Here is a 26,817-nt window from a genome sequence, read left to right on the forward strand (position 1 = left end):
TTTCGCGGAGTGGCGCTGTCGGCTATCGAACGTGCCCGCTCCCCTCGCCTCCCGACACGGACTTCCGATGAGCACACCTGCACAGCCCGCCGTGCGCAAGACCGCGCAAAAACTGTTGATCCTGGGCGCTGTCTGCCTTGCGGCACTGGCCATGCCGCTGAGCTTCACCGGGCCCGCCGTGGCGTTGCCGGCGATTGCCGATGACCTTGGCGGCAGCCCCATCGCGCTGAGCTGGGTCACCAACGCCTTTATGCTGAGTTTTGGGAGTTGCCTGATGGCCGCCGGCGCACTGGCGGACCGCTTTGGACGCAAGCGCATCTTCATCGCAGGCATCGCCGGCTTCGGACTCGCCTCCCTGGCCCTGAGCGCGGCACCCGACACCACCTGGCTCGCCTTCCTGCGCGCAGCGCAGGGGGTAGCCGGCGCCGCGGCATTGTCCGGCGGTGTGGCAGCACTGGCGCAAGAGTTCGAGGGCCAGGCCGCTACCCGCGCCTTCAGCTTGCTGGGCACCACCTTCGGCGTCGGACTGGCGTTCGGCCCCGTACTAGCCGGATTCCTGATCCAGCACCATGGCTGGCGCTCAGTGTTTCTCAGCGCAACCGCGATCGCCGCATGCGCGCTGGTGTCGGGCGCCCGCTGCATGCGCGAGTCGCGCGACCCCGCCGCCACCGGGCTCGACTGGCCGGGTGCGGCCACCTTCACGGGCGCGCTGGCCTTGTTCACCTATGCCGTATTGAGCGCACCGGAGAACGGCTGGAGCAGCCCGCCGGTGGTCATCCAGCTGACGGGCGCGGTGGTACTGCTGGCGGCGTTCATCGTCATCGAACGGAGCGTGCGCGCACCCATGCTGGACCTGTCGCTGTTTCGCTATCCGCGCTTTGTCGGCGTGCAATTCCTCGCCGCCGCGCCAGCGTATTCCTACGTGGTGCTGCAAGTGCTGCTCCCCATCCGCCTGATCGGCATCGAGGGCTACAGCGCGATGGAAGCGGGCCGCATGATGATTGCCCTCTCCGCCCCCATGCTGGTGGTGCCGCTGCTGGCTGGCCAGCTGACGCGCTGGCTCGCGGCGGGATTCATCTCAGGCCTGGGCTTGCTGGTCTGCACCGGCGGCTTGCTGTGGCTGGCGCAATGCGCGCCCGGCCAGCCAGGCGCGGCGCTGGTGCTGCCCATGCTGACCATTGGGCTTGGCATCAGCCTGCCCTGGGGTTTGATGGATGGCCTGGCCGTGAGCGTGGTGCCCAGGGAGCGCGCCGGCATGGCCACAGGCATCTTCAACACGACGCGGGTCGCCGGGGAAGGCATTGCGCTGGCCATCGTCGGCGCCACGCTCGCGGGGCTCGCCGAGTCCAGGCTGCATGGCCTGCCCATCGCCGGGCCTGCCACAGCACTGCCGGAAGCCGCCCACCGGCTCGCCATGGGCGACCTGCCGCGCGCCATGTCCCTGCTGCCCCAAGCCGGCCAGCACGCGCTGGTGCAAGGCTACGGCGACGCATTCCACCTGCTGCTGTATATCCTCGCGGCAATCACCGTGGTGTCGGCGGCGCTGGTGTTCGGCTTCCTGAGTCATTCACGCTTGCCGCATCGCTCCGGATCCGCGCCGGAGCCGGCATAGTCAGCGGCGCCTTCGCCACCGCGCCGCGCACCTCGATGCCGATCTGGTCCACCACCTTGCCGGCGGCATCCAGCAGTTCCACCTGGTGCCGGCCCGGCCAGGGCAGCCAGGCCAGTTGCCCTCCACGCCCCAGCGGCTTGCCGTCCATGCGCCAGCTGACGCGCTGCGCGGTCTGCCCGCTGACCCCTTCGGCGTGGAACCACACACGCTGCGCCGTCGGCGGGATATCGGGATCAAGCGCGAACACGGTGCCGTCGGCGGGACTTGCAATGGCGGCTGCGCGATCCTGGCTGCCGCCCTGCTTGTCCGTACGCGCGGCGCCGCGCGCGCTATCCGCGCTGGCCAGGTTGACCATGCGCAATGCCGTACCGGCCAGGAAGACTTCGTCGCGCGCGGGTTCGAGATCATCGGCAAAGCGCAGCGGTACACGTTCCACGCCCGCGGGCATGACCGGCGCCACGCTCGGCACCGAGCGGTGCAACGCGTCCATGATTTCGTGCCACACCGGCGCCGCGCCGGACACGCCCGACACCTCGTGCATGCTCGCGCCGCTGGCATTGCCCACCCACACCCCCACGGTGTAGCGCTGCGACCAGCCCACGCACCAGTTGTCGCGCATGTCCTTCGACGTACCCGTCTTGACCGCGGTCCAGAAGCGCGTGGTGAGCGGGCTGTCGAGACCGAACGTGCGCGCCCGCGCGTGGCGGTCCGACAGCACGTCCGCCACCAGGTAGCTGGCAGCCGGCGACATCACGGCGCGCGCCGCCCCGGGCGCCGCATCGGTGCGCCATCGCGCGGGGGCGTAGCGCCCGCCGTTGGCGAATGCGCGATACGCATTGGTGAGCGCGGCCAGCGGTACGTCGGCGCTGCCCAGCGCCAGGCTGTAGCCATAGTAGTCGCCAGCCTGAGCAAGCGGCAACCCGAGCGCCGTCAGGCGCTGGTGGAATCGATGCGGCGTCACCATCACCAGCGTGCGCACCGCGGGGACGTTGAGCGAGGAAGCCAGCGCCGCGCGCATGCTGACCCAACCCGCATACTGGCGGTCATAGTTCTGCGGCACATAGAGCCCGCCGCCCCCGCCGGTAGGCAGGTTGACCGGCCGGTCGTCGAGCAGGGATGCCGTGGTCAGCCGCCGCGCCTCGAGCGCCTGCTCGTACAGAAAAGGCTTGAGCGTGGAGCCGGCCTGGCGCGGCGCCGCCGCGTGGTCGACCTGCGCGGCCGCCGACAGGACGCCTGACGAACCGACGTAGGCGAGCACGTCGCCGCTGGCATTGTCGATCACCACCACCGCGCCATCTTCCACGTTGCGTCCGGCGAGTTCGCGCAGATGACGGTCCAGGCTGCGCGAAGCGGCACGCTGCAAGCCGGCATCGAGGGTGGATGTGATGGTGGGCGGTACGGTGCCCGCGGCACGCGCTTGCGCGACCAGCAGGCGCGCCAGATGCGGTGCGAGATCCGGCGCCAGGGCCGACGCCTGTGCGGAGGATGCAGATGCGCTGCCCGCACCGCCGCCACTGCGCAGCAACGCCAGTTGCGCAAAGCCGTCCAGCCCGTCGCACGCCTTGGGCAACTGCTGTTCGCGCAGGATGCCGCAGGCGCGCTGCGCCACCTGTGGCGCGCGTGCATTGGGCGCGCGCACCAGCGCCACCGCGAGCGCCGCCTCGCGTGCGTCGAGCCCGCTGGGATACTTGCCGAACAGCGCCTGCGACAGCGCGGACAATCCCACCAGCTCGCCGCGGAACGGCACCAGGTTGAGATAGGCCTCGAGTATCTGGTCCTTGCTCCAGCTGCGCTCCAGCGCCGCGGCGCGCACGGCCTGCGCCATCTTCTGGCTCACGCTGCGCCCGCCCTCGGCACGCCGCAGGTCTTCGTCGAGCAGGCCCGCGAGCTGCATGGTCAGGGTGGACGCGCCGCGCGTGCGCGTGTTCCACAGATTGGCCCACGCGGCGGCGGCCACACCCTGCCAGTCGACACCGCTATGCGCATAGAAGCGCCGGTCCTCGGACAGCACGATGGCGGTGCGCACCGCTGGCGAAATCTCCGCCAGCGTGACCCAGTCGCCGCGCCGCGCCCGGAAGTCGTCGCGCACGCGCGACAAAGGCTCGCCGTGGCGGTCGAGCACCACTACGTCGGCGCTGCGCCAGCTTGCGCGAACGCTATCGAAGGTGGGTAGTGCATGCGCCTGCGCGCTCGCCACGCAGGCAGCGAGGAGGACGGCGCGCACGGCGTACCGGCTTGCGTTCATTCGCTTCGCCTGGCTACCACGCCGGCCACCAGCAACACCTGCGCGACCGCGTAAGTCCACCAGATGCCAAGCGCGAAGGTATCGAACGGCACCAGGAAACGCGCGCTGCCGAGCAAACCGTCGGACACGGCGAAGAACACCGCGCCGATAGCCGCCAGCGCCGTCGGCAGCTTCGCCACCAGCGCGGCGCAAACCATCGACGCCAGCGCCACCACATAAACCGAGACCGGCACCACCAGCGTGCCCAGGTTGGGCCAAAAGCGCCCGAGCATGACGCCGGCCGCGCCCAGCACCATGCCGCAGGCGAGCAGGCGATGCGCCCGCCAGTCGCCCGCCATCGGCAAGAACAAGCCAAGGTAAGCGAAGTGCGCGATCAGGAAGGCCCCCAACCCGCCGATAAAGGAGAACGACAGCCACGGCATCGCCAGCAGGAAGTCTCCGATCGCCGAGAACAGCAGCGCCGCCATCAGCCAGCGCCGCTCGCGGCGCGGCGGGTGGAAATGCGCCGCGCGCACCAGCAGCAGCGCCATCGCCGTCTTCCATACCGGCTGGAAGGCAATCTGCCCATTCAACGGCGCACCGGGCGGCGAATCCATCGCCACAGTGACCAGCAGGCCGCCGTAGACCAGCCCGGCCATCGTGCCTGCCAGCCACCATTCGCGCACCCGCGCGGGCATCATCATCGCAAGCCAGCTCAAGGGCGTGCTCCTACGGTCAGTCTGGCATTGGGTTGCGCGCCGAACACATCGGGCGCGTACATCGCCTCCACCCGCGTGGGCGGCAACGCGAACTCGCCGGCGTTGTTCAGCCGCACGGTGTATTCCACCGTGGCGCTGCCGCGCGGCATGTAGGCGTAGTACTCGCGGAAGGCCTGCGGCGTGCGCTCGGTGAATGCGGGCCATGCCCCCTTGCGCCGCTCGCCGCGCGAGGCGATCTCCGAATCGCGCCCGAGGCCGCTGCCGAGGATGGTGGCGCCGGCAGGCACCGGATCGCTCACCACCACCCAGGTCATATCGGCCTGAGCGTCGATCTGGAGCTTCACCCGATAGCTGTCACCGCGCGACCATTTGCCCGCCACCGCCTGATCCACCGGCGTCACGCTGCGCGTAATGCGGTAGCCCGCCGACAGCGGCGAGGCCAGCGGTACCGCCGCCAGCGCGCGCACCGTGGCCCAGGGCTTCCCCGCGCCTTCCTGGCCGGCGCGCAAGTTGGCGGCAACCCCCGCGCGCGGCCACGGCAGGCTGACGCTGCCTCCGGCCACGCCATCGACCTTCGCGGCGCGCACCCAGTCGAAGCTGCGCGTGGCCTCGGGCACGCCCTCCAGCGTCACGCGCGTCGCGCCCGCCACCGGCGTCTTCTCGAAGGCTTGCGCAAAGCGCGTGATCGCCAGCGCGCCCCACGCGTTGGCCGTGGTGGTGCCCCAGGCGCCGCGCATCTGGCGGCCGAGCAGGCCGGTTGCGAGTTGCGCGCTTTCCGACTTCCAGCCGGGCAGGTCGAGCGACAGCGACAGCAGGCGCGCCGCATTGAAATCGCCGCCGCTCATCAGCCACCACCAGTTGTCGTCGCGCTCGGTGGAGAACGCCAGCCGCGTGCCTTGCACTGTCAGCCGCGAACGCAGGATCTGCTGCGCTTGCGCCAGCCGCTCGTCGCGCTGCGGGATATCCTGCACGCGCGACAGCACGGCGATCCAGTCGAGCAACGCCGAGGTCGGCCACTGCGCGGGCAGGATCTGGATCGACCCGAGCATGCGTGCCTGCGCGTGCCCGTTGCGCGACAGCGCCTCGAGCGCGGCCAGCTTGCGCACTTCCAGGTCCTGCGTGGGCGCCCAGCGTTCGCGCTTGATGCGGCCCTCGACGAAGGCGGCCAGCCCGCGTTCCATGCGCTCGCGCGTCTCGTCGGGCAGGCGCAGCGGCAGGCCCGCGCGCACGGCTTCGTCGGACACGGCCAGCAGGTATGCGGTCAGCACTTCGCTGCCGGCATTCCCCTCGTTTTGCAGCGGAAAATACGCGGCCAGCCCGTCGTCGTCGAGATAGCCCGGCAACTGCGCCGTCAGCGCGTTCCACTGCACCGCATCGCCCAGCCCGACCGCGCGCGAGGCGCGCTGCTCCAGGCACGAGAACGGATAATTGCGGAACCAGTCGCGCACGCCCGGCATGCCGCCCGCCAACGAAGCTTGCAGGTTCACCTGCAGGCCACCGCGAGGCTGGCCCGTGGCGTCCGCGAGCGCGCCCTGCGGCGCACGCACCGGCACCGACAGATCCGGCGCCAGTTGCGCCAGCGTGGCTTGCTGCACGGTAAGTGGAACCGCGGGCACCAGCTGCTGCGAGAGCTTCACGCGGTCGCTGGCGCCGGCGGCCTTGCCGGTCTCGGTGGCTTCCACCTCCCACTGCACCGTGCCCTCCTGCACCAGCGATCCCGCTGCCAACAGCGGCGCGTTGACGTCCCAGCCGGTCTCGCGCGATTCGCCGGCGGGAATCTCCACGGTCTGCGCCGGCAGCGCCTGAGACTGTCCGGACTGCCCCGGCGGACTGACGCGCGCCACGGCCTGCACCGTCATAGCGCGCTGCGTCGTGTTGCGCAAGGTGAACATCGCGCGGTAACGATCCTCCTCGCGCACCAGCGGCGGCAGGCCCGAAATCAGTTGCAGATCCTGCGTGGCGGCGATGCTGGCACTGCCGCTGCCAAAGCGGCTCACGCCCAGGTCCGCCACGGCGACGATGCGGAAGCGCGTGAGCGAATCGTTAAGCGGCACCGTCAGCGTGGCCCGCCCATCGCCGTCGAGCTGCACGCGCGGGTTCCACAGCAGCAAGGTATCGAACAGCTCACGCGTGGGGCTCTTGCCGCCGCCGCCGCCGACCGGCACCGCCTTGCGTCCGTAGTGGCGCCGGCCGATGATTTCCATCTGCGCGGTAGCGGTCTCCACGCCGTAGCTGCGCCGCCGCAGCATGGCGTCGAGCAGGTTCCAGCTTGTGTTCGGCATCAGCTCCAGCAGCGCTTCATCGACAGCGGCCAGCGCGATTTCGCCATTGGCCGCGGGCTTGCCGTCGGGCAGCTTCACCTGCACCGCCACCTGCGCCTTGCCGCGCACCGGATAACTGGTCTTGTCCGGCGTCACCTTCACATCAAGCCTGTAGCCTTCGTTGCCCACGCGGACCTCCGCCAGCCCGAGGCGGAACGCCGGCTTGGACAGATCGACCAGCGCGGTGGGCGCGGCATACTCGCGGCCCTCGCTGCGGAACGCCTGCCACCACTCGCCCGGCTGGCGCCAGCCCCACGTGAAGAAGGAATACCAGGGCACCTCGCGCAAGCGTCCGCGCAGCGCCAGTACCGACACATACACATTGGGCCCCCACTCCGGCCTGATCTTGACCCGCACGGTGGGATCGCGTCCGTTGAGCTCCACCACGCTGGTTTCCAGCACGCCCTCGCGCTCCACCGCCACCAGCGCGGTGGCGTGGCGGAACGGCATGCGCACCTGGAACACCGCGGTCTCGCCCGGCGCGTACGCCTTCTTCTCGGGCAGCAGATCGATGCGGTCGTTGTTCTCGCCGCCGAACCACAGTTCGCCCTGCCGCGTCACCCACACCGAGGTAGCCGCCTGCGATACGCGCCCCGCGTTATCCCTGGCCTGCGCGATCAGCTCCACCTGTCCGGCCTCGGGCAACGAAACCTCGCATTGCATGCGGCCTTGCGCGTCGGTCCTGCCCTCGCACACGCTGCCGAGATCCTTGCTCTCGTTGCGATTGTCGTAGCGATAGAAACCGCCCACCACGCGCTTGCGCACAGACGTGGTGATGCGCAGTTGCGCGCGCAGGGCGATCGGCACGTTGGCCTGCGGCCGCCCTTGCGGATCGAGCGCCACGGCATGTACGAGGAGTTTCTGCCTGACCGAAACCCAGCTCTCCGTGCGGATCCCCGCCACCACGCCAGCCGGCCACAGCGGCACGGTTTGCCGTAGCGTCTGAATCTCGCCGTTGGGGTCGGCAAAGCCCGATTCCACCACCAGGTCCTTGGGCGCATCCAGCCTGGGCATGTTCTTGAGGTTCAGCGTGCCGCTGCCATTCTTGTCCAGCTTGAGCGGCAGCTTGTCGGCAACCAGCTTCTGCGCCTCTTCGCGCTGCGCGGCACCGTCCTCGCTTTCGTCCTCGTCGCCGCCGCTGTCCTTGCGCGGTTTGCGCGGCGCATCGAATGCGTAACCGTCGTAGTCGGCAAAGCGCACGTACTTGTCGCGCAGCAGTGCCGACACCTGTACCGGCAGGCCCGCCGCGCCGCCGCCCGATACGTAGTGCACTTCCAGGTTGAGCGGCACCTCAGGCGGCGCCACCAGCGCCCCGCCGCTGCCCGCCTTGAGCGTCCCCGCCAGCACCGGCAGGCGGAACGCCTCGACACGGAAGCTGCCGCTGTCCAGCACGCGATCCTTCGCATCGCTGAACGATACCGAGTAGATACCCAGCTTGGCCGCCTGCGGAATCGCGAAGGTGTTCTCGGCGCTGCGCCCGCCGGTGGCTGTGGTGCGCCACTGCACCGGCTGCTCGTAGGTCTGGCCGCTGCCTTCGTGAAGGATGACCATCTTCTCCGGCAAGGGATCGCCTGCCGGCGGCAGCGCGAAACCATTCGCGGTCTCGGTGCGGATCACGTGCTTCATCGACACCGTTTCGCCAGCACGCAGCAAGGTGCGATCGAAGATCGTATGGGCGCGCACATCCGGCACCACGCTGGTGTCGGTGGGCACGTTGAAACGCCAGCTCTCGATGCCCTGGTTCCAGCCGGACATCACGAAGGCCATGTCGGCTTGGCCGCGCGCCTGCGGATGGTCCGCGGCAATGCGGGCGGAGACGAAATAGCCTGATAGCCCGGTGTCGTCGCAACTGCGTTCGCGCACGTCGTCCACGCCGTTGAAACTGGCCAGCCCGGCGACATCGGTGCGGCCCGATGCCAGCAGCTTGCCGCTGCAATCGCGCAGCGCCACGGCGGCATTGGCCACCGGCTTGCCGTCGTCGAGCGTGGTGACCCAGGCCAGCGCGGTCATCTTGCCGGGGCCGCGCGCGAGCTTGAAATGCACGCCAAGGTTAGTCACCAGCGCGGCGGTGCGCACGTACATCGGCGCCGGCTTGCCGAGCAGTGCCTCGCCGAGCATCGGCGAAGCGATTTCCACCACATGAAAACCGGCTTCGGGCAAGGGAATGCCCACCACCTCGAACGGCCGCGGCGCCTTGCCGCCCGGCTCCGACAATTGCGGAATGGCAAGCTTGCGCGCGCCGGCCGCGCCATCGAGCAGCGAGATCGAACGGGTCTCGATGGAAGGCGCATTGCGCGGGTTGTTGACGGCGGACGGCGACCGGCCCGCGAGAATGGCATCGAGTTCGCTCCGGGTCCAGCTGCTCTCGTGCAGCCGGCGCACCAGCCCGTACCAGCGCAGCACGGCGCCGTCGTCATCCACCTTGAGGCGGCGCACGGTGCCGGCTTGCGCGCGCACGCCCAGCGCGGGCAGGTCGGCTTCGACATTGCGCAGCGTCACCGGCAACAGCGCCGGGAAGTCGGCCGGCGACTTGCCCTTGGGCAGCTCGCCAAAACGCTCAAGCACGCCGAACGGCGCGGCCGGGAACTTGGCCAGCGGCGGCATCGCGGCCGTGCTCACCTTGAGGGGGAACAGGTCGGCATTGGACAGCACGCGGCCGCTGTCGTCCTTCAGGCCGGAAGGTACCGACAGCGTGAACTCGGTCTTCTCGGCAAAGGGCGGCGTGAAGGTGACGCTGCTGACGGGCGCGTCGCGCGCCGCGCCCGGCTCGAATTGCGGAGCCCGCGGACCTTTCGGCGTATTGAGCAGGATATGCTCGGCATCCTTGCGCGAGATCGGTGCCGAGAACGACAGCGAGATCGGGCGCAACGGCGTGCAAGGCGACTGCGCGCGTTCGCGTTCGCAAGTAAAGCTGGCGGTGAAAGGCTCGCGCACGGTGTAGTCGAAGCGCCGTTCGTCGCGCGTGGCCAGGCCCGACGGCGTGGCAATGCCGCCGCCCAGCACAAGTTGCATGCGCGCGCCGGACGGCAGGCGTTGCTGGCAGGCCAGCAGGTGCACGGTGTCGGCCTCGCCGGCTTTCAGCTTCCAGTGCAGCGCGGCCAGCACGGCCTCGCGTTCCTTGCCGCCCAGCAGCCGCACCGGAATGCGCTCGCCCAGGCCCTGAGCCTGGCACCATGCGGCGCTGCGCACCGAGTCGGCGGTGGCCGGCCCGTTGAAGCGCAACGCGAATACCTGGTCTTCCTCGATCTGGCCGCCACCTGGCCGCGCCGTCACCACGGTCGGGCCGCCGGTCTCGAAGCGGTACTCCGGCTTGCCGGCGTAGGCCTTGCCTGCCTCGCTCTTCAGGCCCGCGACAATGCGCACCGCGCATTTGACGCCGGGCGGCAGGTCGCGCGCAAAATCGAACACCCAGTTCTTCGCGTCGATCCAGCGCGCCTGTCCGGCGATTGCGCTGCCGCTGCAGGACACCACCGCGGGCGGGCTTGCCTGTGCGTCGCCCAGCGGCACCATCGCTTCGTCGAACCGGATCGCCACCTGCCGCACGCGCGAGACCTCGCCCTCCGGCGAGAAGCGCGCAATCTGCGCGGCCTGGCCCGAACCTGGCATCGTCGCCAACACAACCTGCAGGCAAGCCGCTGCGGTCCACCCGGCCCACCAGTACTCACCACGTTTCGCACGCTTGTCCATCCGAGCGACGATCTGCGTCATCCTGACCCTCCCGTTTACGGCACCCGGCGAGGGTGACATGCGCCGATGGCAAGTGCAAGTCCGCGCAGGACGCGCGGGCCCGATGGCTATCGCAAATGCGACAGCGGCAGCGGCCCGTCGCGCTTGAGCGCGGTCAGCACAATGTTGGACCGCACACTCTCCACGCCTGGCACGCGCATCAGCTTCTTCATGGTGAATTCGGCCAGGGTCGGCAGGTCCGGCACCATGATGCGCAGCAGGTAGTCGGCCTCGCCGGCCACGGAGTAGCACTCCTGCACCTCCTCCAGCAGCAGGATGTCCTCGCGAAAGCGCTCGACGATGGTATCGCCATGGTGGGCCAGCTTGACGCTGGTAAAGACCAGCACGCCGAGGCCGAGCGCCGGCGGCGACAGCACCACGCGGTAGCCGGTGATGACGCCGTCGGCTTCCAGCCGCGCCAGGCGCCGCCCGATCTGGCTGGGTGAAAGATGGATGCGCTCGGCGAGCTGCTGGTGGGTGGAACGGCCGTCGGTCTGCAACGCCGCCAGCAGCGCGAGGTCGAATGGGTCGAGGTTGATCATGGTTGGGTCGCTTCGATCGCGTTAGTCGAGTCAGAATCGCTTCTTGTTGTGCACTACGCCGGAAGGAATGCTAACCCTCCCGGCCTGGTGGCGGCGCGCCGATTGTCGGCAGCAACGCACCCGCGCAGATTTCACGCATAAAATAACAAATTCTTGCGCGCTCAATGCATCACTATACGAAAGTAAGCCGTTTTTGCGGGCCATCTGCGTCATCTCCTCGCTAAACTGTGCGGTAAATCTGCAGGAGATAAGACATCATGGACGCCATGGCTACCGCCACCCAGGCAAGCAACGCCCAAGCCAGCTTTGCCGGCACCCTGACCGATAAGCTGAAAGAGCAGTTCGACGCCGGCCTGCTGTCCGGCCAGGCGCTGCGCGACGATTTCACCATCGCACAGCCGCTGGAGCGCTATACCGAGACCGACCACGCGGTATGGCGCAAGCTGTACGACCGCCAGGCCACCATGCTGCGCGGCCGCGTCTGCGACGAATTCCTGCAGGGCCTGTCCACGCTGGGCATGGAGCGCGACCGCGTACCCAGCTTCGACCAGCTCAATGAGACCCTGATGCGCGCCACAGGCTGGCAGGTGGTGGCGGTGCCCGGCCTGGTGCCGGATGCCGTGTTCTTCGAGCACCTGGCCAACCGGCGCTTTCCCGCCAGCTGGTGGATGCGCAAGCCCGAGCAGCTCGACTACCTGCAGGAGCCCGACTGCTTCCACGACGTGTTCGGCCACGTGCCGCTGCTGATCAACCCGGTCTTCGCCAACTACATGGAAGCCTACGGCAAGGGCGGGCTCAAGGCCGCCTCGCTGGGCGCGCTCGACATGCTGGCGCGGCTGTACTGGTACACCGTGGAGTTCGGCCTGATCCGCACGCCGGAAGGCCTGCGCATCTACGGCGCGGGGATCCTGTCGAGCCAGGGCGAGTCGATCTACAGCCTGGATTCGGCCAGCCCCAACCGCATCGGCTTCGATGTGCGCCGCATCATGCGCACGCGCTACCGCATCGACACCTTCCAGAAGACGTACTTCGTGATCGACAGCTTCGACCAGCTGTTCGACGCTACCCGCCCGGATTTCGCGCCGCTCTACGAGGAACTGCGCGCGCTGCCCACGCTGGGCGCCGGCGACGTGGCCGCCACCGACCTCGTGCTCAACCGCGGCACGCGTGAAGGCTGGGCCGACAGCGACGACGTCTGATCCCGGCTCCGGCTGCCTTTGCACAACGGCTGCAGGCTGCCCACGCACGCACTTTGTGAAACAATGACGGCATGCCCGCCCGGCCCCCAGCCCCGACCCAGGTCGCACAGGCTGGAAGGCTGCGCGGGCGGGCCGGTTTCATCCTTTGCTTATCCCTTTCCGACCATCGAGCCCATCATGTCCCCTGCGCCCCTCGTGCCCCTTTCGCTGGAAGAACGTGCACCGCTGCTGGCTGCCCTGCCCGGCTGGAGCCTCGTCGAAGACCGCGACGCGATCCACAAGCGCTTTACCTTTGCCGACTTCAACGCCGCCTTCGCCTTCATGACGCGCGTGGCGCTGGCGGCGGAAAAAGCCGACCACCATCCCGAATGGTTCAACGTCTACAACCGGGTCGATATCACCCTGTCCACCCATGACGCCAATGGCCTGACCCGGCGCGATACCGACCTGGCGGGCTTTATCGAACGCGCTGCCGCGTCGCTGGCCAAAGCCTGAGCACACCGCATGCGGCAACGCAGGGGACTGTAGGCAAACCGAAAGGTCGGAGGCGGCCCCGCCCTGTACAATCGGTGGCTAACCGGTTAATCAACGCACCGGTTTATTGCTTTCCCGTTCCTTTCCAGCTTCCTCCTGCCCCCATGCGTATCCTTCTGATCGAGGACGACCGCCAGATTGCCAGTGGCGTCGAAGCCGGCCTGTCCCAGGCCGGCCATCAGGTGCGCGTGGTGCACGACGGCGTCTACGCCACCGAGCACCTGCTGCGCGAACAGCATGACCTCGTCATCCTCGACCTGGGCCTGCCCGGCATCGACGGCATGACCCTGCTGGCGCGCTACCGCGCCCGCAACCGCACCACGCCCGTCATCATCCTGACTGCGCGCGACGAGCTCGAAGACAAGCTATCCGGTCTGAACGCCGGCGCCGACGACTACCTCGTCAAACCCTTTGCCCTGCCGGAGCTGGAAGCACGCGTGCGCGTGCTGCTGCGGCGCAGCCAGCATGGCGAGGCCGCGCCCGAGCGCGACGTGCGGCTGGGCCGGCTGCGCCTGTCGGGCAACGACCGCCGCATGTTTATCGACGGCAAGCCGCTGGAACTCTCCCCGCGTGAGTTCGCCGTGCTGGAACTGCTGTTGCAGCGCCAGGGCCGCGTGGTCAGCAAGGCGCAGCTGCAGGACCACCTCGCCACCTTCGCCCATCCCGCGGGCGAAGGCGGCGACACGGTCGGCGACACCGCCATCGAAGTCTATGTGCACCGCGTGCGCAAGAAGCTGGAAGAAAGCGACGTGGAGATCGTCACGGTGCGCGGCTTCGGCTACCTGCTGCAGATTCGCGCCGGCACCTGACGCCGCGCACAGAGCAAGCCCGCCATGTGGCTGCGCCCACGTCCTCCCCAGCCGCCCGAGGGCCTGACCGGCACCGCTGGCGGCGTATCCGGAAAGCCTGCCGCAGCGGCGGAACAACCCTCGGCGGCGGCACCCGCGCGCACCGCCTCCACGCAAAGCCTGCGCGTGCACCTGCTGCGCGCGCTGGCCACGCCGCTGTTTGCGCTGGTACTGACCAGCGGCTCGCTCTCCTACTGGCTGGCCGCGCACTACACCACGCAGGTATTCGACCGCGCCCTGTACGGCGTGGCCAACAATATCGCCCAGCAGATCCGCATTGCCGGCCCGCGCCTGGAGCAGGACATCCCGATGATCGCGCAGACGCTGGTCGAGGCCGAAGGCACCGACCGCATCTACTGGCGCATCCACGGCCCGGACGGGCTGATCGGCGGCATGGACACCTGGCTGGGCTACGGCACCGGACAGACATCGCTGCACGATGCGCGGCTGTTCTACGCCTGGTTCAGCGGGCGCCAGGTGCGCGCCGTGCGGCTGCCGGTCAACCTGCCCAGCCCGGCTTCGGACGAACTGGCCACCAGCGAGGCTGGCCGCGCCCCGCGTGGGCCCATCGTGGTGGAAGTGGCGGAGTTGCTGGACCGGCGCGAAACCGCCGCCAACGAGATCCTGCTGTCGGTGTCGGTGCCGCTGATCCTGCTGCTGGTGGTGGGCAGCCTGATCCTTTCGCACGTGCTCAAGGAAGAGCTGGTGCCTTTGCAGATCCTCACCGACAAGCTCAATCGCCAGACCGCGCGCTCGCTGGCGCCGCTCGATGAAACCCAGGTGCCGGCCGAAGTGGAGCCGCTGATCCGTGCGCTCAATGCGCTGCTGGCCAGGCTGCGCGACGCGCTTGATGCGCAGCGCAAGTTCATCGCCGACGCCGCGCACCAGTTGCGCACGCCGCTGACCGCCGTCAAGCTACATGCCGACCGCGCGGTGCAGTCGAACGATCCCGCGGTGACGGACCACGCCCTGCGCGAGCTGCAAGCGGCGGCCGACCGCGCGGTGCGCCTGTCCAACCAACTGCTGTCGCTGGCGCGTGCCGAACCGGGACTATCCCTGGAGCGGCTCGGCCCGATCGAGCATTTCGACCTGGCCACGCTGGCGTTCGAGACCGGTGCCGAGTGGGTGCCGCAGGCACTCGCGCGCCAGATCGACCTGGGCTTCGAGACCTTGCCCGGCCCCACCTTTACCGGCGCGGCACCGTCCACCGTGCGCGGCAACCGGCTGCTGATGCGCGAAGCGCTCAGCAACCTGATCGACAATGCCGTGAAATATGTGCCGCCCGGCGGACGCATCACCGTGCGTGCCGGCGGCGAGGCACTTGGCCATCGCGGCATGGCGGTCGTGATGGTGGAAGACAACGGGCCTGGCATCGCCCTGGCGCGCCGCGAGGAAGTCTTCAAGCGCTTCTTCCGGGGCGACCATACGCCGGGCCCCAATGCGCCGGCGCAACCGCCCGGCGGCGCCGGCCTGGGGCTGGCGATCGTGCATGAAATCATCGGGCTGCATCACGGCACCATCCGTATCGAGGATGTGCCCACCACCGGCGAGCAGGCTGAGGCGCGCGGCATGCGTTTTGTGATCCGCATTCCATGCGAGGCGGCGGGCGCCGCCTGAACCGCATCAAGCTGCGGCGCAGATCCGGCATCTGCGCCGCGGCTGGCATTGTTACCGGCCTTTCTTTGCCTTCGGCGCCAGCATGGTCCCGCGGCACTTCGGGCTGCCGCAGCGGCACTCGAATTCCTTCTTGAGCTTCTTGGTGTAGCGCGCGTCGATCACCAGTCCATAGTCGTAGAACAATTCCTCGCCACCGGCGATATCGCGCAGCGCGTGGATGAATACACGCCCCTTCTTCTCACGCGCCTCGCAATTGGGTTCGCAAGCATGGTTGATCCAGCGCGCGCGGTTGCCGCCGAACTTGGCGTCGATCACATCGCCGTCTTCCAGGCTGAAATAGAAGGTGTGGTTAGGATCCGCCGGATCGTGCGGATGGCGCTTGAGCGCTTCCTTCCACGAAATATGCTCGCCCTTGTACTCGATGATGCGTTCGCCCTCACCGATCGGCGCGATCGCGTAGACGCCCTTGCCGTGCACGCCCGAACGACGCACTTCGACGCGGTCGGCAGCGGTCTTGCGCTTGCCTTCCTTGGGACTCTTGACGCCCTTGCCGCTCCCTGCGTCTTTCACGTCAGTCCCTTCCTGCTTCAATTCCTCTTGCTTCGCCTGTTCCGCCATGTGCCATCCCGTATTGATCCGCCTGCCACTGCGCGTGGCTGTGCGCCGCCCGGCGCGATGGCGATGATACCTGCCCATATTGGCCGCGGCATCCCCCTTGCCGGCAAATAGACGTTTACGGATGAACCGGCCGGCCCGTATACGTCAAGGCAGGTATACGTACCGCCCGCAAGTCGTGCGTCCCGTCGATTTGCCGCCCGGCAAACAGCCTTAAGAAGCCCTTGTCCACCCGCGTATACGGCACGTATACCGCCATCGGCCAGCCCAGACGATGTGGATAACCCGGCAAAAATCTGTGGATAAAGACATGCGATTCATGTGGGCTGCCTGGGGTTGGCATGGGGACGCGTCAGGCATAAGTCGGAGGGTTGCACCTGGACCCCTCATCCAAAAGGCCAAGTCATCCACGGCAGCCAACATCCGGTCCGACCACTTTTGCTTCCCACAACCCATTGATTTCAAAAGTGTTTACCGGGTTATCCACAGAAAAGGCAGCCGTTTACCTACTACTACTATTTGTATACATTAAAGAAAGAAGTAAACCGAAAGGACAGCGTCCTGCTATCGGCAAAGAAAGAAGGCAGCCGGAAAATAAACTGCCGGAAACCCGCTTCAGGCGGGGCTTCTTTTTTAAGCAAGGCGAAATGACCTGTCGAACTGAGGTTTACTGCGATGTCCCGAAAGGTTTTTTCGCGGGAACTCGACGTATCCGCATGGCGGTGATGGCCAGGCGAGGTGGTATACGCTCGTCCTCGAAGGCTGCGTATACGTTCGACCCCGGTTTACCGACGAGCGCGCTGCGTGGAACGGGGGATTTCTGTGCTGGCGGGGATCTGCGGGCCAAGACGTAAACGCATGCCGTTAGCGCCGCACGCAAGGCATGCACGATGCGAATATCCGCGAAAATCCATTCCCCGTCGGGGGCTATCGGACATGCACAATAGTTCATGAGGTTGCCCGGGAGCGCCTGCGCCCCGTAGCTACGCTGCACTGGGTACGCGTTGCCGGGGGCAGGACTCCGGCTGAAGAGTCGCTCACAGCGCCGCTAAGGCCCTCTGGCGGGCAGAGAGCGCCTGCCAGGGCGGCCACCTGCCGTTGGTGCCGCCTGCGGTCCAGGTATACGCCGGGAAATCGCCCGGATGCCCTGGGCCACACCTCCATCGTGCCAATGCCCCTGAGAGGGGCCAGGAGGCCGCTGTAGCCGTTTTCCAGGCTGGGATGCCCTGTGGGGCACCTATGTACGTTCTTTCGCCTGAGGGCCATCCTGACGCCCTCAAAGGCTCGGCCTGCCCCGCCAAATCCCCCCAAAGCCCCAGCCAGCGCGGGCTGGCGGCGCCTGCGCTGTAACAATCTGTTCCCAGTCCGCCTTGCCCGACACGGTATGATGTGGCCCGCGGCGCCTTTGCCGACGCCGGTGCCCAGTGGGCCGGCCCAGCCAGGCGTCCTTGTTTTATCAACTCGACACGGAGTGAAGCATGACGAAAACCGAACTGATCGACGCCATCGCGGCCGGCGTGGACGGCCTGACCAAGGCCAAGGCAGAACAAGCGCTGAACGTGACGCTTGGCGCCATCATGGAAGCCGTGGCCAAGGGCGACACCCTGAGCCTGATCGGCTTTGGCACCTTCAGCCAGGGCGAGCGCGGCGAGCGCATGGCGCGTAACCCGCGCACCGGCGAAGAAATCAAGGTGGAAGCCGCCAAGACCGTCAAGTTCAAGGCTGGCCAGAAGTTCAAGGACGCAGTGAACCAGTGAGTCCCGCGGGCGGTCTCGTGCCAGCCCCGTTGGATCTACCCCGCCGTGCCGCCACCCGTAGCCTGATGGCGCTGGTGAGCGCCAGGCGGGGGGCGTTATCCACAATATTTGCCCACTGGTTATCCTGCGCCATCGCGGTATACGCCGCACCCCGCGCAAGACCGGTAAGATCGTGCCCTATCGGCGCCTTCCCTCAGTAAATACAAGGGTCTCGGGCGTCCTGCTCAGTAGGCCCCTCATGTCCCGTCGATCGCCGCCAGGCAGATTTCCACAGTTTTATTCACAGCGTTTCCCACAAAATTTTCCACAGGCGCGCCGGCTCGGCCTGAGCTTGCTGACGGCTCTCGCGCTACTGTCGGGTTGCACCACGCCATCCCAGCCGGCGCGGCCCCAGGCTATCCCGTTGCCTGACACCGAACGCCCCGCGACGACACCTGGCGCCACGCAGCGCCAGCGCATTGTCGAGATCGCCTGGCAGGAGTGGCAGCGCTGGGGAGGGCAGACCGTGCGCCTGGGCCGCGACGATACCGCTTGCGTGGCCGATAGCCCACTGCCGGCGCCGGCGCTGCCTGGCCTGCCGGCGGCGACGGATACCGAGGGCAATCCGGACGCCAGCGATGCGACGGGGCGGACGGCCGACCGCGAGGATGAGGAAAGCGGCGAGTCGAGCTGCCTGCACTTTCCCGATGGCACCGGCATGGAAGCCACCGCCCAGGGGTGCCGGCTGGCGCAGCGCTATTGGGCCATCGTCGGCAAGGCGGTCACGTGCCACCAGATCACCCAGGGCAGCTGGGCCTGGTCCGCGGTCTTTATTTCCTGGGTGATGCGCAAGGCGGGCCTGGACGACCGCCAGTTCCTCACCGGCGATTCGCACTCGATGTACGTAGTGGACGCGCGCGACGGCATCCTGCCCGCGCCAGCCTTCCGCATTGAACCGCTGCCGGCCATGCCGCGGCCAGGCGATGTGCTTTGCGCCGGGCGCGGCAGCGACAAATACCTGGCCAGCGTGGCCGCAATCGGCTTTGGCACTACGCCCATGCATTGCGACATCGTCGTCGAGGTGGACCCGGCGGCACGGATGGTCAAGGCGATTGGCGGCAATGTCCAGCAATCGGTCTCGATGGAACTGATCGAGCTGGGAGACTCCGGCATGATCGATGGCGTGACCAACTCGCACATGCCGTGGCTGCTGATCATGCGCAACACCCTGCCTTGAGTGTCGATATGGGCCTGCGGGTACCTCCGGCTTGACCGGCTCCATATAATCATTAACATGGTAATTAATCGAGGCATCGGTATCGCCATGCGCGTGCCGTAGCCCGACCCCACCCGAATAGCACCCCACGGTGCGCGCACCGACGCGCGAAAACGCAGAGGAGACCTGCATGGCTGTCGCTAACTGTCACCCGGCGGAATGGGAGGCGCGCGTCAAGCTCGCCGCCTGCTACCGCATCTTCGACCGGCTGGGCTGGACCGAGCTGATCTACAACCACATCACGCTGCGCCTGCCGCCCGAGGCCGGCGGCGATACCGGCAAGCCACTGTTCCTGATCAACCCGTTCGGCTTGCGCTATGCGGAGGTGACCGCCTCCAACCTGGTGAAGATCGACCTGGCCGGCCAGGTTGTCGGTGAGAGTCCTTGGCCGGTCAATCCTGCCGGCTTCGTGGTGCATGCGGCGATCCACGCCGGTATTCCGGGCGCGCATTGCGTAATGCATACGCACACCACGGCCGGCATGGCGGTGGCGTGCTCGGCGCAGGGCCTGTCGATGAGCAATTTCTATGCAGCGCAATTGTTCGACAAGGTGGCCTACCATCCTTTTGAAGGCATTACCGTGCACGACGAGGAAGGGCCCAGGCTGGTGCGCAATATCGGGGACAAGCCGGCCGTGATCCTGCGCAACCATGGCTTGCTCGCCTGGGGCGACAGCATCGCGCGCACCTTCTCCACCCTCTGGCTGCTAAACCGCGCCTGCGAGATCCAGCTTGCCACGCTGGCCATGGGTGCCGCGCTGCCCGTGCCGGAGGAGATCCAGCGCAAGTGCACGCGCGACTCGCTGCAGTTCAATCCGAAGTTTGGCGCGGGTGAAGACGTGTTCGCGGCGCTGACTCGAGAGATTGATGCTATCGATGGTTCGTATCGTAATTAGATACATATGATTCGTTCCGTAAATAAACAAAGAAACCCACGAGAGTGACGGCCATGACATCTCTTTGCATCGTCGGCGCAGGCGCCGTCGGCGGCTTTATTGGCGCGCGGCTTGCGCGTTCCGGCCAGGGGCTCAATGTGCTGGCGCGCGGCCAGACCTTGTCCACGCTGCGCGCGCAGGGTCTGACCCTGGTCGAAGGCGAACGTAGCGAGACCTTCCAGGTGCACGCGGAAGGCGATCCCGCAGCGCTAGGTACGCAGGACGTGGTGATCCTGGCGGTGAAGGCCCCGGCGTTGCCGCAGCTGGCGCGGGCCATAGGGCCGTTGATCGGCCCCGATACGGTGGTGGTCACGGCCATGAATGGCGTGCCGTGGTGGTTTTTCGAGCGCCCCGGCCCGCACGCGGGGCTGTCGCTGCACACCGTGGATCCGGAAGGCGCCATCGCGCGTGCCATTCCGGCCACGCAGGTGATCGGCTGCGTGGTGCACCTGACGGCCTCCACGCCGGCGCCGGCCACTGTGCGCCATGGCTTTGGCGAGCGCCTGATCCTTGGTGCCGCCGGTGGCGATTCGGGGATGGCGGCCGGCAAGGTCGAAACGGTGGCCAGCCTGCTCGCCCGAGGTGGCCTGGAGATCGAGCGCAGCGCGGCCATCCAGCAGGACATCTGGTTCAAGCTATGGGGCAATATGACGATGAACCCGGTCTCAGTGCTGACCGGCGCGACTTGCGACCGCATCCTCGACGACCCGCTGGTCAACCGCTTCTGCCTGGCGGTGATGGAGGAAGCTGGACGGATCGGCGCGGCTATTGGCTGCCCGATCGCGCAGAGCGGCGAGGAGCGTAGCCAGGTGACGCGCAAGCTGGGAGCCTTCAAGACCTCAATGCTGCAGGATGCCGAGGCGGGGCGGCCACTGGAGATCGACGCGCTGGTGGCCTCAGTGAGGGAAATTGGCGAGCACGTGGGGATTGCTACGCCCAATATCGATGCGCTGCTCGGCCTGGTGCGTCTGCATGCGCAGGTGCGCGGCCTTTACTGAGGGGGATTGGACTGCAGGCAGGGCTTTGAACGATTTGATAGATGGGAATGAGTATTCTCTACATCAATGAATGCTCGCGAAATTTTGGTTGTCGCGATAGATGCAGCGAATATTTGTGTCAGGATCTGATGGTCCCCGCCTACCCGTTCTCTCAGTGAAAATGTCGGAAATCTTCGAAATTCATCAACAGAATGGATGATGACTCGATTTTTGTTCTTATATTTATTTCTGGCAAGAATAAGATGAGGCCCCAGCGGAAGGAGCCCCCCCTTCCCTCAGCCTTGCGCCACGGCGGCGCTGCGCCGGCGCCCCGCCCAGATGCCTTCGATGGCATAGACAGCCAGCGATATCCAGATCATTGCGTACCCGGCCTGCTTGCTTGCCGGGAACGGCTCGTTCCACAGCCACACGCCGAGCAGTAGCTGTAGCGTCGGCCCCGTGTATTGCAGCAGCCCTAGCAAGGACAGCGGGATGCGGCGCGCGCCCGCCGCAAACAACAGCAGGGGGACAGCGGTGACGGGACCGGCCAGCAATGCCAGCAACTGCACGCCGCCGCTGGCTTGGCTGAAGTCCGCCTGCCCGGTGGCGAACAGGTAGGCCAGGGAGCTTGCCGCCAGCGGGAACAACAGCAGGGTCTCCAGCGACAGGCCTTCCAGCGCGCCAAGCGTGGCGGTCTTGCGCAGCAATCCGTACCCGCCAAACGTGGCGGCCAGCGCCAGCGCGATCCACGGCAACTGGCCGGCTGCCACGGTCAGCCAGGCCACTCCCGCGGTCGCCAGCGCGATCGAGGCCCACTGGCCGGGGCGCAGCCGCTCGTGCAGGAACAGCACGCCCAGCAGCACGTTGAACAGCGGATTGATGAAGTACCCCAGGCTTGCGTCCACCACCCGCCCGTTCGATACCGACCAGATGTAGAGAAACCAGTTGCCGCTAAGCAGCAGCGCGCTGGCGGCGAAGCCGGCCAGCAGGCGCGGATTGGACCATACCCCGCGCAGCCAGCCCCAGTGGCGCCGCCAGGTGAGCACCAGGCCCAGGAACACCAGCGACCACACCATCCGGTGCAGCAGGATCTCCATCGGCGCGATGCCGTGCAGGGACTTGATATAAAGCGGCAGCAGGCCCCAGATGGTGTAGGCGAGCAGCGCGTAGATGATGCCGGTTTGCATGAGAAGTCCCAAAGAATCGGGCGATTCTACCGGCGTAAAAAAGCCCGTGCTTGGCACGGGCTTATCGCTTGCGGCGCAGCGGGCAGCGGCCCGCATGTGTCAGGGCATTTACAGCTTGTGCGTGAAGCTGAATTGCGAGAATGCCTGCTCGGCCACATTGAACCAGGCGGCTTCGTTGTTGCGGAATACGCGCCAGTCGTCGTAGATCTTCTTGAACGAAGGATTCTTGGCGTTTTCCTCGGCGTAGGCTTCCTGGGTGGCCTTGAAGCAGGCCTCCATGATCTCCTTGGAGAACGGACGCAGCTTCACGCCGTTCTCCAGCAGGCGCGCCAGGGCTTGCGGATTGACCGTATCGTACTTGGCCATCATGTTGGTGTGGACCTCGATGGTGGCCGTTTCCAGCGCGCGCTTGTACAGCGCGGGCAGCTTCTCGTACTCCGTGGCCGAGGAATAGAAGGACAGCTGCGCGCTGCCTTCCCACCAGCCCGGGTAGTAGTAGTACGGCGCAACCTTGTAGAAGCCCAGTTTCTCGTCATCGTAGGGGCCAACCCATTCGGCCGCGTCGATGGTGCCTTTTTCCAGTGCCGGATAGATGTCGCCGCCGGCGATCTGTTGCGGCACCACGCCCAGGCGCGCCAGCACCACGCCGGCAAATCCGGCGATGCGGTACTTCAGGCCCTGCAGGTCGGCTACCGTCTTGATTTCCTTGCGGAACCAGCCGCCCATCTGCGCGTTGGTATTGCCGCCCAGGAAGTTGACGACGTTGTATTCCTTGAAGAATTCGCGCATCAGCTTCATGCCGTTGCCCTGCAGCATCCAGGCGTTCTGCTGGCGTGCGGTCAGGCCGAAGGGGATGGTGGTGTCAAAGCACAGCGTCGGGTTCTTGCCGAAGTAGTAGTAGCCGGCGGTGTGGCCGATCTGCACCGTGTTGTTCTGTACCGCGTCCAGCACCTGCAGGCCCGGCACGATTTCGCCGGCGGCGAACACCTTGATGTTGAACTTGCCGTCGGTCAGTTCCTTGACCCGGGCCGACAGCAGCTCGGCGCCACCGAAGATGGTATCGAGCGACTTGGGAAAGCTGGAAGCCAGGCGCCATTCCACGGCCGGGTTGCTGCCGATCACGGCCGGTGCGCTGGCACCGGCGGCGGCCGGCGCGGCAGCCTTTTCTTCCTTGCCGCAGGCGGCCAGCGCCCCGGTGGCGGCCACGGCCGATGCCTTCAACAGAAAGGAACGACGTTCCATAACTTCTCCTCTTTATAAATTTTTTGGTGCGGCAGCAGCGTCAGGCACGCTCACGTCATGCGTGGGCATCCGGCTCTGTACCGTGTCGCGCATGAAGCCGGGGTACGGCGGCTGCGCAATTAATGAGCCTGTTACAAAGGCATGCCAGGATCCGCGGATGACCTTGGCATGCCTTTGTAACAGGCTCGGGGGGCGCCGGTCCGTACCCGTCGGACAAGCCCGATGATTATAGCGGTGGCCCTTTCGCCACGGGGAACCGCGAAAGTCCGGGTTTTCGCTAGGAAAGCGCTGCTTTCCGGGTGGTTCCTCCGCCCTGTTCCATATGGTGAAAAGGCCGCCTTTGCCGCGGATTTTGTAACCCCGCTTGCTGTCCAATCGGGCGACTGTTAAAAAATCACGCCTTACTGGTGTTGCCTATGTTGCCTGTTGTCCCGGCCGAATCGGGCCGCCCGCTGCCTCGTCACTCTCGCCGCCTCGCCGTTGCCGTGCTGGCCGCCTGGGGGATAAACGCGTGTGCGCAGGCCGGCACGGGTCTGGCGGCATCGGACGCGCTGGTGGCACCTCCGGCCGTGGCGGTACAGCCCCGGCCCTCGCCACAGGTAGATCCGGAGACAGACCCGCTGGCAGCCTTGGTTGCGCGCGAGTCAGCTGGTGGTGCCGAGACCAGCCCAGCGGTAGTACGCCTGGCTGACGCCGCGCCTGCGGTCATGGAAGCGCCTTCCGTGCCCGTTGCCGCCGCTGCGGCCCCTGCTCCCGCCGATCCTTCCGAGTCCGGTGCACCAGACGCCCCCAAGGCCGGTGCCGCGGACGCCGCCCTGCCAGCCCCGCCGCTTCCGGCCACCTGGGCCAACGCAGGCCTGGCCGACGACGGCATGGAACTCGCCGGACCGCCCGAGCCTGCCTTGCCCCCAGAGCCCGTGATGGCGCCGCCGCCTCCTGTCGTGTTCTTTCCGAAGCGCCTGGGCCAGTTCGTCGCGGAAGCATCGCCGAAGCTGGCCGAGCCGGTCGACGGCGATGCCCCCGAGGCGCCAGCCAGCGAGGGCTTCGCCCTGGTCTCGCAGTTGCCGGTCGACGATCCGGCCGGCGACCAGGTCTGGCGGCTAGGTTACAGCGGACGAGCTGCCTATGACGACCGCAACACGGCCACGCGTGCCTGCGCCGGTGGCGGCACGCTGTCCACCGGCGTAGGCGGAGGGCTGGCCTGCCGCAGCACGGGCGAGGTCAAGCTCAAGGAATCGCTGTTCGCCCTGGATGGCGGCGGCCAGGTGCAACTGGTGGCGCAGGCCAAGGGGACGGATGCCACCTCGGTCAATGGCCGCCCGGCAGCGGTCGATCCGTATGCCCTGCTGCCCCAGATCTATACCTCGGTCAGTGGCCTGTCGGTACTCGACGGCGCCACCATGTGGGCTGGCCGGCGCGAGACCTCGGCCTTCCTGATGTCCTCGGGACTGCTTCCGCCCACCTCCCCGGCAATGCGCTTCGGCGTGGACAATGCACGCTTTGGCGATATCGCGCTCAATTACCAGTACACCGCGCGCAACGATCTCAATGGCGCCAACCTGCCTAGTTACCATTCGCTGCGCACCGCCCCCATCACGACCAACGAGAAAGGCTCGGTGCAACTCGGCTATACGCGGGTGGAAGCGCAGCCGCTGATCCAGCAGACCGGCAGCGCATGGTGGGTGTCGGCCATGCACGAGCAACAGGGCGTGCTCGCCGGGACCAATCGTTTCGGCATGCAGTTTGGCGAAGGCAGCCGTAATGCGCTGACTGGCTACACAGGCATGGGTCCTGCGTTGTCCCGAGTACGCCTGGCCGAATCGATGGAATGGAAGCAACGCTCCGGCCTGGGCCTGGCAGGCTCGGTCGAGTCCAGCATGCAGTTCGACCGCTCGCCGGTCGGAACGCTGCAATGGATAGCCACGCGCGTGCGTCCCGCCTACATCGCCAGCGAGCAGTTCAAGCTTACCTTCGAGGTGGCGCGTGACCAGATTTCCTCGGGTTTTGGCGCGAGCGGGCAACGCACCGCCCTGACCGTGGCGCCGACTTTCACGCTTGGCAAGGCGGCCGGCAATGCCAACCTGCGCGCTTTCTACACGTACAGCAAGGCCAGCGACGTGGATGGCATAGCGTTCGCCTCGCCGGCGGATACGTGGGCCTCGCAAACGTCCGGCTCCATCTTCGGCGTCCAGCTCAATCGGCGCTGGTAGCGGCCGGAGTGGCCGCCGGGCCAGGCGTCGGCCATGCCGCCGTTTGCTTCGCATGTGAACGGCCCGGCAGCGCTGCCGGCGCGCGCAGCAACCAGTGGAAGATCAGCGTGGCGCTCAACCCTCCCGCCAGTTGCGCCAGCATGAAGCCGGGCACATCGATGGCACGGATACCTGTGAAGGTTGCCGTCAACGCACAGGCAATGGTGAGTGCCGGGTTGGCAAAAGAGGTTGATGCTGTGAACCAGTAGCCAGCCGTGATATAGGCCGCCACGGCGAACGGAACCAGGCCGGGCCGGCTGCGTCCGGTACCGGTGGCCACGCTGATCAGGCCGAAGGTGGCCACGAACTCGCTCCACCACATCGATGTCCCGGTGCGGCTTTGTGCCGACCAGGCCAGCATCGGCTCGCCAAACATCGCATGCGCGCAGATGACGCCCGCGATGGCGCCAGCAGCCTGTACCAGCGCATAGCGCCACGCATCGCGTGCCGGCAGCGTGCCCTGTACCAATGCACAAAGGCTTACCACGGGGTTGAAATGACCGCCCGATACCGGTCCCAGCGCCAGCAGCAACGCGATGAGCCCACCCCCCGTGGCCAGCGAATTCGCCAGCAATGCCAGTGCGACATTGCCACCGGCCAGCTGCTGCGCGCGAATGCCGGAACCCACCACCACTGCAACCAGCAACGCTGTGCCCAAGGCTTCGGCCACCAGGCGCCTGGCCAGTGTGCTCGCAGGCACGGGTACGGCGCGTCCATGCGGTTCAGCGGTCATTACATCGTCGGGGTGCTTGCGCATCGGGTTTGCTTGGCATGGCCTGGAAACCGCCTCGGACATGGAATCAGTCCTCGCCGCGGGAGCGCGCAGTGTTCGTTTTTCGTCTTCCGGCGTCAATGCACGCGCGGCTAGTTTTGAATGAACTGGTGGTATCGAATGCGCGGCGTGTTTTGCCAGATGGCTACCCGCACGGCACGGATACGAAGCGTGCAATGATGAAATTCGGAGGTCAGGCTGAAATGCGGAAGCCGGAATTCAGGGGTATTTGGCGCAATGCCGATAATCGCGGGTGCGATAGCATTGGTCGAGGAAATTGTGCCTAAACAATAGGCGGTGACAGTGGACAAAGCAAGGGCGTAGCGGGCGTCTGGCGATAGCCATGCGAGGACTGGAAAGGACGTCCATGCCCCCGTTTGCGCGTGGGCATACAGGACAGCCGGAGCAGGGAGACAACGCGCCCATGGCCTTCTTCGCCACCGTGCGGCGGCACATGGGAATGCCAATACGGCGAAGCGCATCGCAT

The 26,817-nt window shown here is 66.9% G+C and carries 18 protein-coding genes; 10 read left to right on the forward strand and 8 right to left on the reverse strand.

The features are described from left to right. Window positions 1-67: 67 nt before the first annotated feature. Window positions 68-1,612 (forward strand): MFS transporter, encoded by a 1,545-nt coding sequence (locus AC1DS6_RS20810; protein WP_477103005.1) that lies wholly within the window; start codon window positions 68-70, stop codon window positions 1,610-1,612. On the opposite strand, the gene pbpC is transcribed toward AC1DS6_RS20810, so the two are convergent. The 4 genes from pbpC to AC1DS6_RS20830 form a co-directional block, all read right to left on the reverse strand. Beyond that, complete coding sequence (pbpC, locus tag AC1DS6_RS20815) at window positions 1,524-3,857, reverse strand: penicillin-binding protein 1C (RefSeq protein WP_441632522.1); 2,334 nt, start codon at window positions 3,855-3,857, stop codon at window positions 1,524-1,526. The two genes, AC1DS6_RS20810 and pbpC, sit on opposite strands and share 89 nt — an antisense overlap. Continuing rightward, entirely contained in the window at window positions 3,854-4,555 is a 702-nt protein-coding gene (locus AC1DS6_RS20820; protein WP_441632524.1) for a lysoplasmalogenase, read from the reverse strand. Before AC1DS6_RS20820 ends, pbpC begins: the two co-directional genes overlap by 4 nt. Beyond that, window positions 4,552-10,584 carry an alpha-2-macroglobulin family protein gene (locus AC1DS6_RS20825; RefSeq protein ID WP_477103006.1) on the reverse strand — a complete coding sequence of 2,011 codons (6,033 nt, stop codon included), beginning with the start codon at window positions 10,582-10,584 and terminating at the stop codon, window positions 4,552-4,554. Before AC1DS6_RS20825 ends, AC1DS6_RS20820 begins: the two co-directional genes overlap by 4 nt. A gap of 86 nt (window positions 10,585-10,670) precedes the next feature. Then, a complete protein-coding gene (locus AC1DS6_RS20830; RefSeq protein ID WP_035865659.1) occupies window positions 10,671-11,144 on the reverse strand; it encodes an Lrp/AsnC family transcriptional regulator in 474 nt (157 codons plus the stop codon). Window positions 11,145-11,410: 266 nt separating this feature from the next. Here AC1DS6_RS20830 and phhA point away from each other — a divergent pair, with 266 nt between their 5' ends. The 4 genes from phhA (at window position 11,411) to AC1DS6_RS20850 (ending at window position 15,342) form a co-directional block, all read left to right on the forward strand. Then, on the forward strand, window positions 11,411-12,343 hold the full coding sequence (gene phhA / locus AC1DS6_RS20835) for a phenylalanine 4-monooxygenase (RefSeq protein WP_441632557.1): 933 nt from the start codon (window positions 11,411-11,413) through the stop codon (window positions 12,341-12,343). Between the two features lie 177 nt (window positions 12,344-12,520). Continuing rightward, window positions 12,521-12,838: a 4a-hydroxytetrahydrobiopterin dehydratase gene (locus AC1DS6_RS20840; protein WP_045241992.1), complete on the forward strand. Its 318-nt coding sequence runs from the start codon at window positions 12,521-12,523 to the stop codon at window positions 12,836-12,838. 143 nt (window positions 12,839-12,981) lie between these two features. Then, a complete protein-coding gene (locus tag AC1DS6_RS20845) occupies window positions 12,982-13,686 on the forward strand; it encodes a response regulator transcription factor (RefSeq protein WP_035865653.1) in 705 nt (234 codons plus the stop codon). A 24-nt stretch (window positions 13,687-13,710) separates the two neighbouring features. Continuing rightward, on the forward strand, window positions 13,711-15,342 hold the full coding sequence (locus AC1DS6_RS20850) for a sensor histidine kinase (RefSeq protein WP_441632529.1): 1,632 nt from the start codon (window positions 13,711-13,713) through the stop codon (window positions 15,340-15,342). Window positions 15,343-15,393: 51 nt separating this feature from the next. On the opposite strand, the gene AC1DS6_RS20855 is transcribed toward AC1DS6_RS20850, so the two are convergent. Then, window positions 15,394-15,960, reverse strand: a complete 567-nt coding sequence (locus AC1DS6_RS20855) for an SET domain-containing protein (RefSeq protein ID WP_441632531.1) — start codon at window positions 15,958-15,960, stop codon at window positions 15,394-15,396. Between the two features lie 1,475 nt (window positions 15,961-17,435). Between AC1DS6_RS20855 and AC1DS6_RS20860 the strand changes: the two genes are divergently transcribed. The 4 genes from AC1DS6_RS20860 (at window position 17,436) to AC1DS6_RS20875 (ending at window position 20,901) form a co-directional block, all read left to right on the forward strand. Further along, window positions 17,436-17,714 (forward strand): HU family DNA-binding protein, encoded by a 279-nt coding sequence (locus tag AC1DS6_RS20860; RefSeq protein WP_006162250.1) that lies wholly within the window; start codon window positions 17,436-17,438, stop codon window positions 17,712-17,714. A 238-nt stretch (window positions 17,715-17,952) separates the two neighbouring features. Beyond that, window positions 17,953-18,930 carry a DUF2272 domain-containing protein gene (locus AC1DS6_RS20865; RefSeq protein ID WP_441632534.1) on the forward strand — a complete coding sequence of 326 codons (978 nt, stop codon included), beginning with the start codon at window positions 17,953-17,955 and terminating at the stop codon, window positions 18,928-18,930. 169 nt (window positions 18,931-19,099) lie between these two features. Continuing rightward, the gene (locus AC1DS6_RS20870; protein WP_441632536.1) at window positions 19,100-19,864 is read left to right on the forward strand and encodes a class II aldolase/adducin family protein; all 765 of its coding nucleotides are present in this window, start codon (window positions 19,100-19,102) and stop codon (window positions 19,862-19,864) included. A gap of 53 nt (window positions 19,865-19,917) precedes the next feature. Then, the gene (locus AC1DS6_RS20875) at window positions 19,918-20,901 is read left to right on the forward strand and encodes a 2-dehydropantoate 2-reductase (protein WP_441632538.1); all 984 of its coding nucleotides are present in this window, start codon (window positions 19,918-19,920) and stop codon (window positions 20,899-20,901) included. Window positions 20,902-21,176: 275 nt separating this feature from the next. Here AC1DS6_RS20875 and rarD read toward each other — a convergent pair whose 3' ends face one another. Then, window positions 21,177-22,067 carry an EamA family transporter RarD gene (gene rarD, locus AC1DS6_RS20880; RefSeq protein WP_441632540.1) on the reverse strand — a complete coding sequence of 297 codons (891 nt, stop codon included), beginning with the start codon at window positions 22,065-22,067 and terminating at the stop codon, window positions 21,177-21,179. Window positions 22,068-22,175: 108 nt separating this feature from the next. Continuing rightward, a complete protein-coding gene (locus AC1DS6_RS20885) occupies window positions 22,176-23,309 on the reverse strand; it encodes a TRAP transporter substrate-binding protein (RefSeq protein WP_441632542.1) in 1,134 nt (377 codons plus the stop codon). 416 nt (window positions 23,310-23,725) lie between these two features. Between AC1DS6_RS20885 and AC1DS6_RS20890 the strand changes: the two genes are divergently transcribed. Next, complete coding sequence (locus AC1DS6_RS20890) at window positions 23,726-25,519, forward strand: carbohydrate porin (RefSeq protein WP_441632544.1); 1,794 nt, start codon at window positions 23,726-23,728, stop codon at window positions 25,517-25,519. Here AC1DS6_RS20890 and AC1DS6_RS20895 read toward each other — a convergent pair. Then, a complete protein-coding gene (locus tag AC1DS6_RS20895) occupies window positions 25,503-26,291 on the reverse strand; it encodes an aquaporin (RefSeq protein WP_441632559.1) in 789 nt (262 codons plus the stop codon). The genes AC1DS6_RS20890 and AC1DS6_RS20895 overlap by 17 nt on opposite strands. Window positions 26,292-26,817 lie beyond the last annotated feature (526 nt).

The sequence above is a fragment of the Cupriavidus sp. 05L310 genome (genome assembly GCF_056398185.1).

Bases quoted from the DNA above. Each gene is read 5' to 3' on its own strand.
- AC1DS6_RS20850 (WP_441632529.1), top strand. From the start codon at position 13,711: ATGTGGCTGCGCCCACGTCCTCCCCAGCCGCCCGAGGGCCTGACCGGC.
- AC1DS6_RS20840 (WP_045241992.1), top strand. From the start codon at position 12,521: ATGTCCCCTGCGCCCCTCGTGCCCCTTTCGCTGGAAGAACGTGCACCG.
- AC1DS6_RS20885 (WP_441632542.1), bottom strand. From the start codon at position 23,309: ATGGAACGTCGTTCCTTTCTGTTGAAGGCATCGGCCGTGGCCGCCACC.
- AC1DS6_RS20845 (WP_035865653.1), top strand. From the start codon at position 12,982: ATGCGTATCCTTCTGATCGAGGACGACCGCCAGATTGCCAGTGGCGTC.
- AC1DS6_RS20895 (WP_441632559.1), bottom strand. From the start codon at position 26,291: ATGACCGCTGAACCGCATGGACGCGCCGTACCCGTGCCTGCGAGCACA.
- phhA (WP_441632557.1), top strand. From the start codon at position 11,411: ATGGCTACCGCCACCCAGGCAAGCAACGCCCAAGCCAGCTTTGCCGGC.
- AC1DS6_RS20875 (WP_441632538.1), top strand. From the start codon at position 19,918: ATGACATCTCTTTGCATCGTCGGCGCAGGCGCCGTCGGCGGCTTTATT.
- pbpC (WP_441632522.1), bottom strand. From the start codon at position 3,857: ATGAACGCAAGCCGGTACGCCGTGCGCGCCGTCCTCCTCGCTGCCTGC.
- AC1DS6_RS20870 (WP_441632536.1), top strand. From the start codon at position 19,100: ATGGCTGTCGCTAACTGTCACCCGGCGGAATGGGAGGCGCGCGTCAAG.
- AC1DS6_RS20825 (WP_477103006.1), bottom strand. From the start codon at position 10,584: ATGACGCAGATCGTCGCTCGGATGGACAAGCGTGCGAAACGTGGTGAG.
- AC1DS6_RS20865 (WP_441632534.1), top strand. From the start codon at position 17,953: ATGTCCCGTCGATCGCCGCCAGGCAGATTTCCACAGTTTTATTCACAG.
- rarD (WP_441632540.1), bottom strand. From the start codon at position 22,067: ATGCAAACCGGCATCATCTACGCGCTGCTCGCCTACACCATCTGGGGC.
- AC1DS6_RS20890 (WP_441632544.1), top strand. From the start codon at position 23,726: ATGTTGCCTGTTGTCCCGGCCGAATCGGGCCGCCCGCTGCCTCGTCAC.
- AC1DS6_RS20860 (WP_006162250.1), top strand. From the start codon at position 17,436: ATGACGAAAACCGAACTGATCGACGCCATCGCGGCCGGCGTGGACGGC.
- AC1DS6_RS20855 (WP_441632531.1), bottom strand. From the start codon at position 15,960: ATGGCGGAACAGGCGAAGCAAGAGGAATTGAAGCAGGAAGGGACTGAC.
- AC1DS6_RS20810 (WP_477103005.1), top strand. From the start codon at position 68: ATGAGCACACCTGCACAGCCCGCCGTGCGCAAGACCGCGCAAAAACTG.
- AC1DS6_RS20830 (WP_035865659.1), bottom strand. From the start codon at position 11,144: ATGATCAACCTCGACCCATTCGACCTCGCGCTGCTGGCGGCGTTGCAG.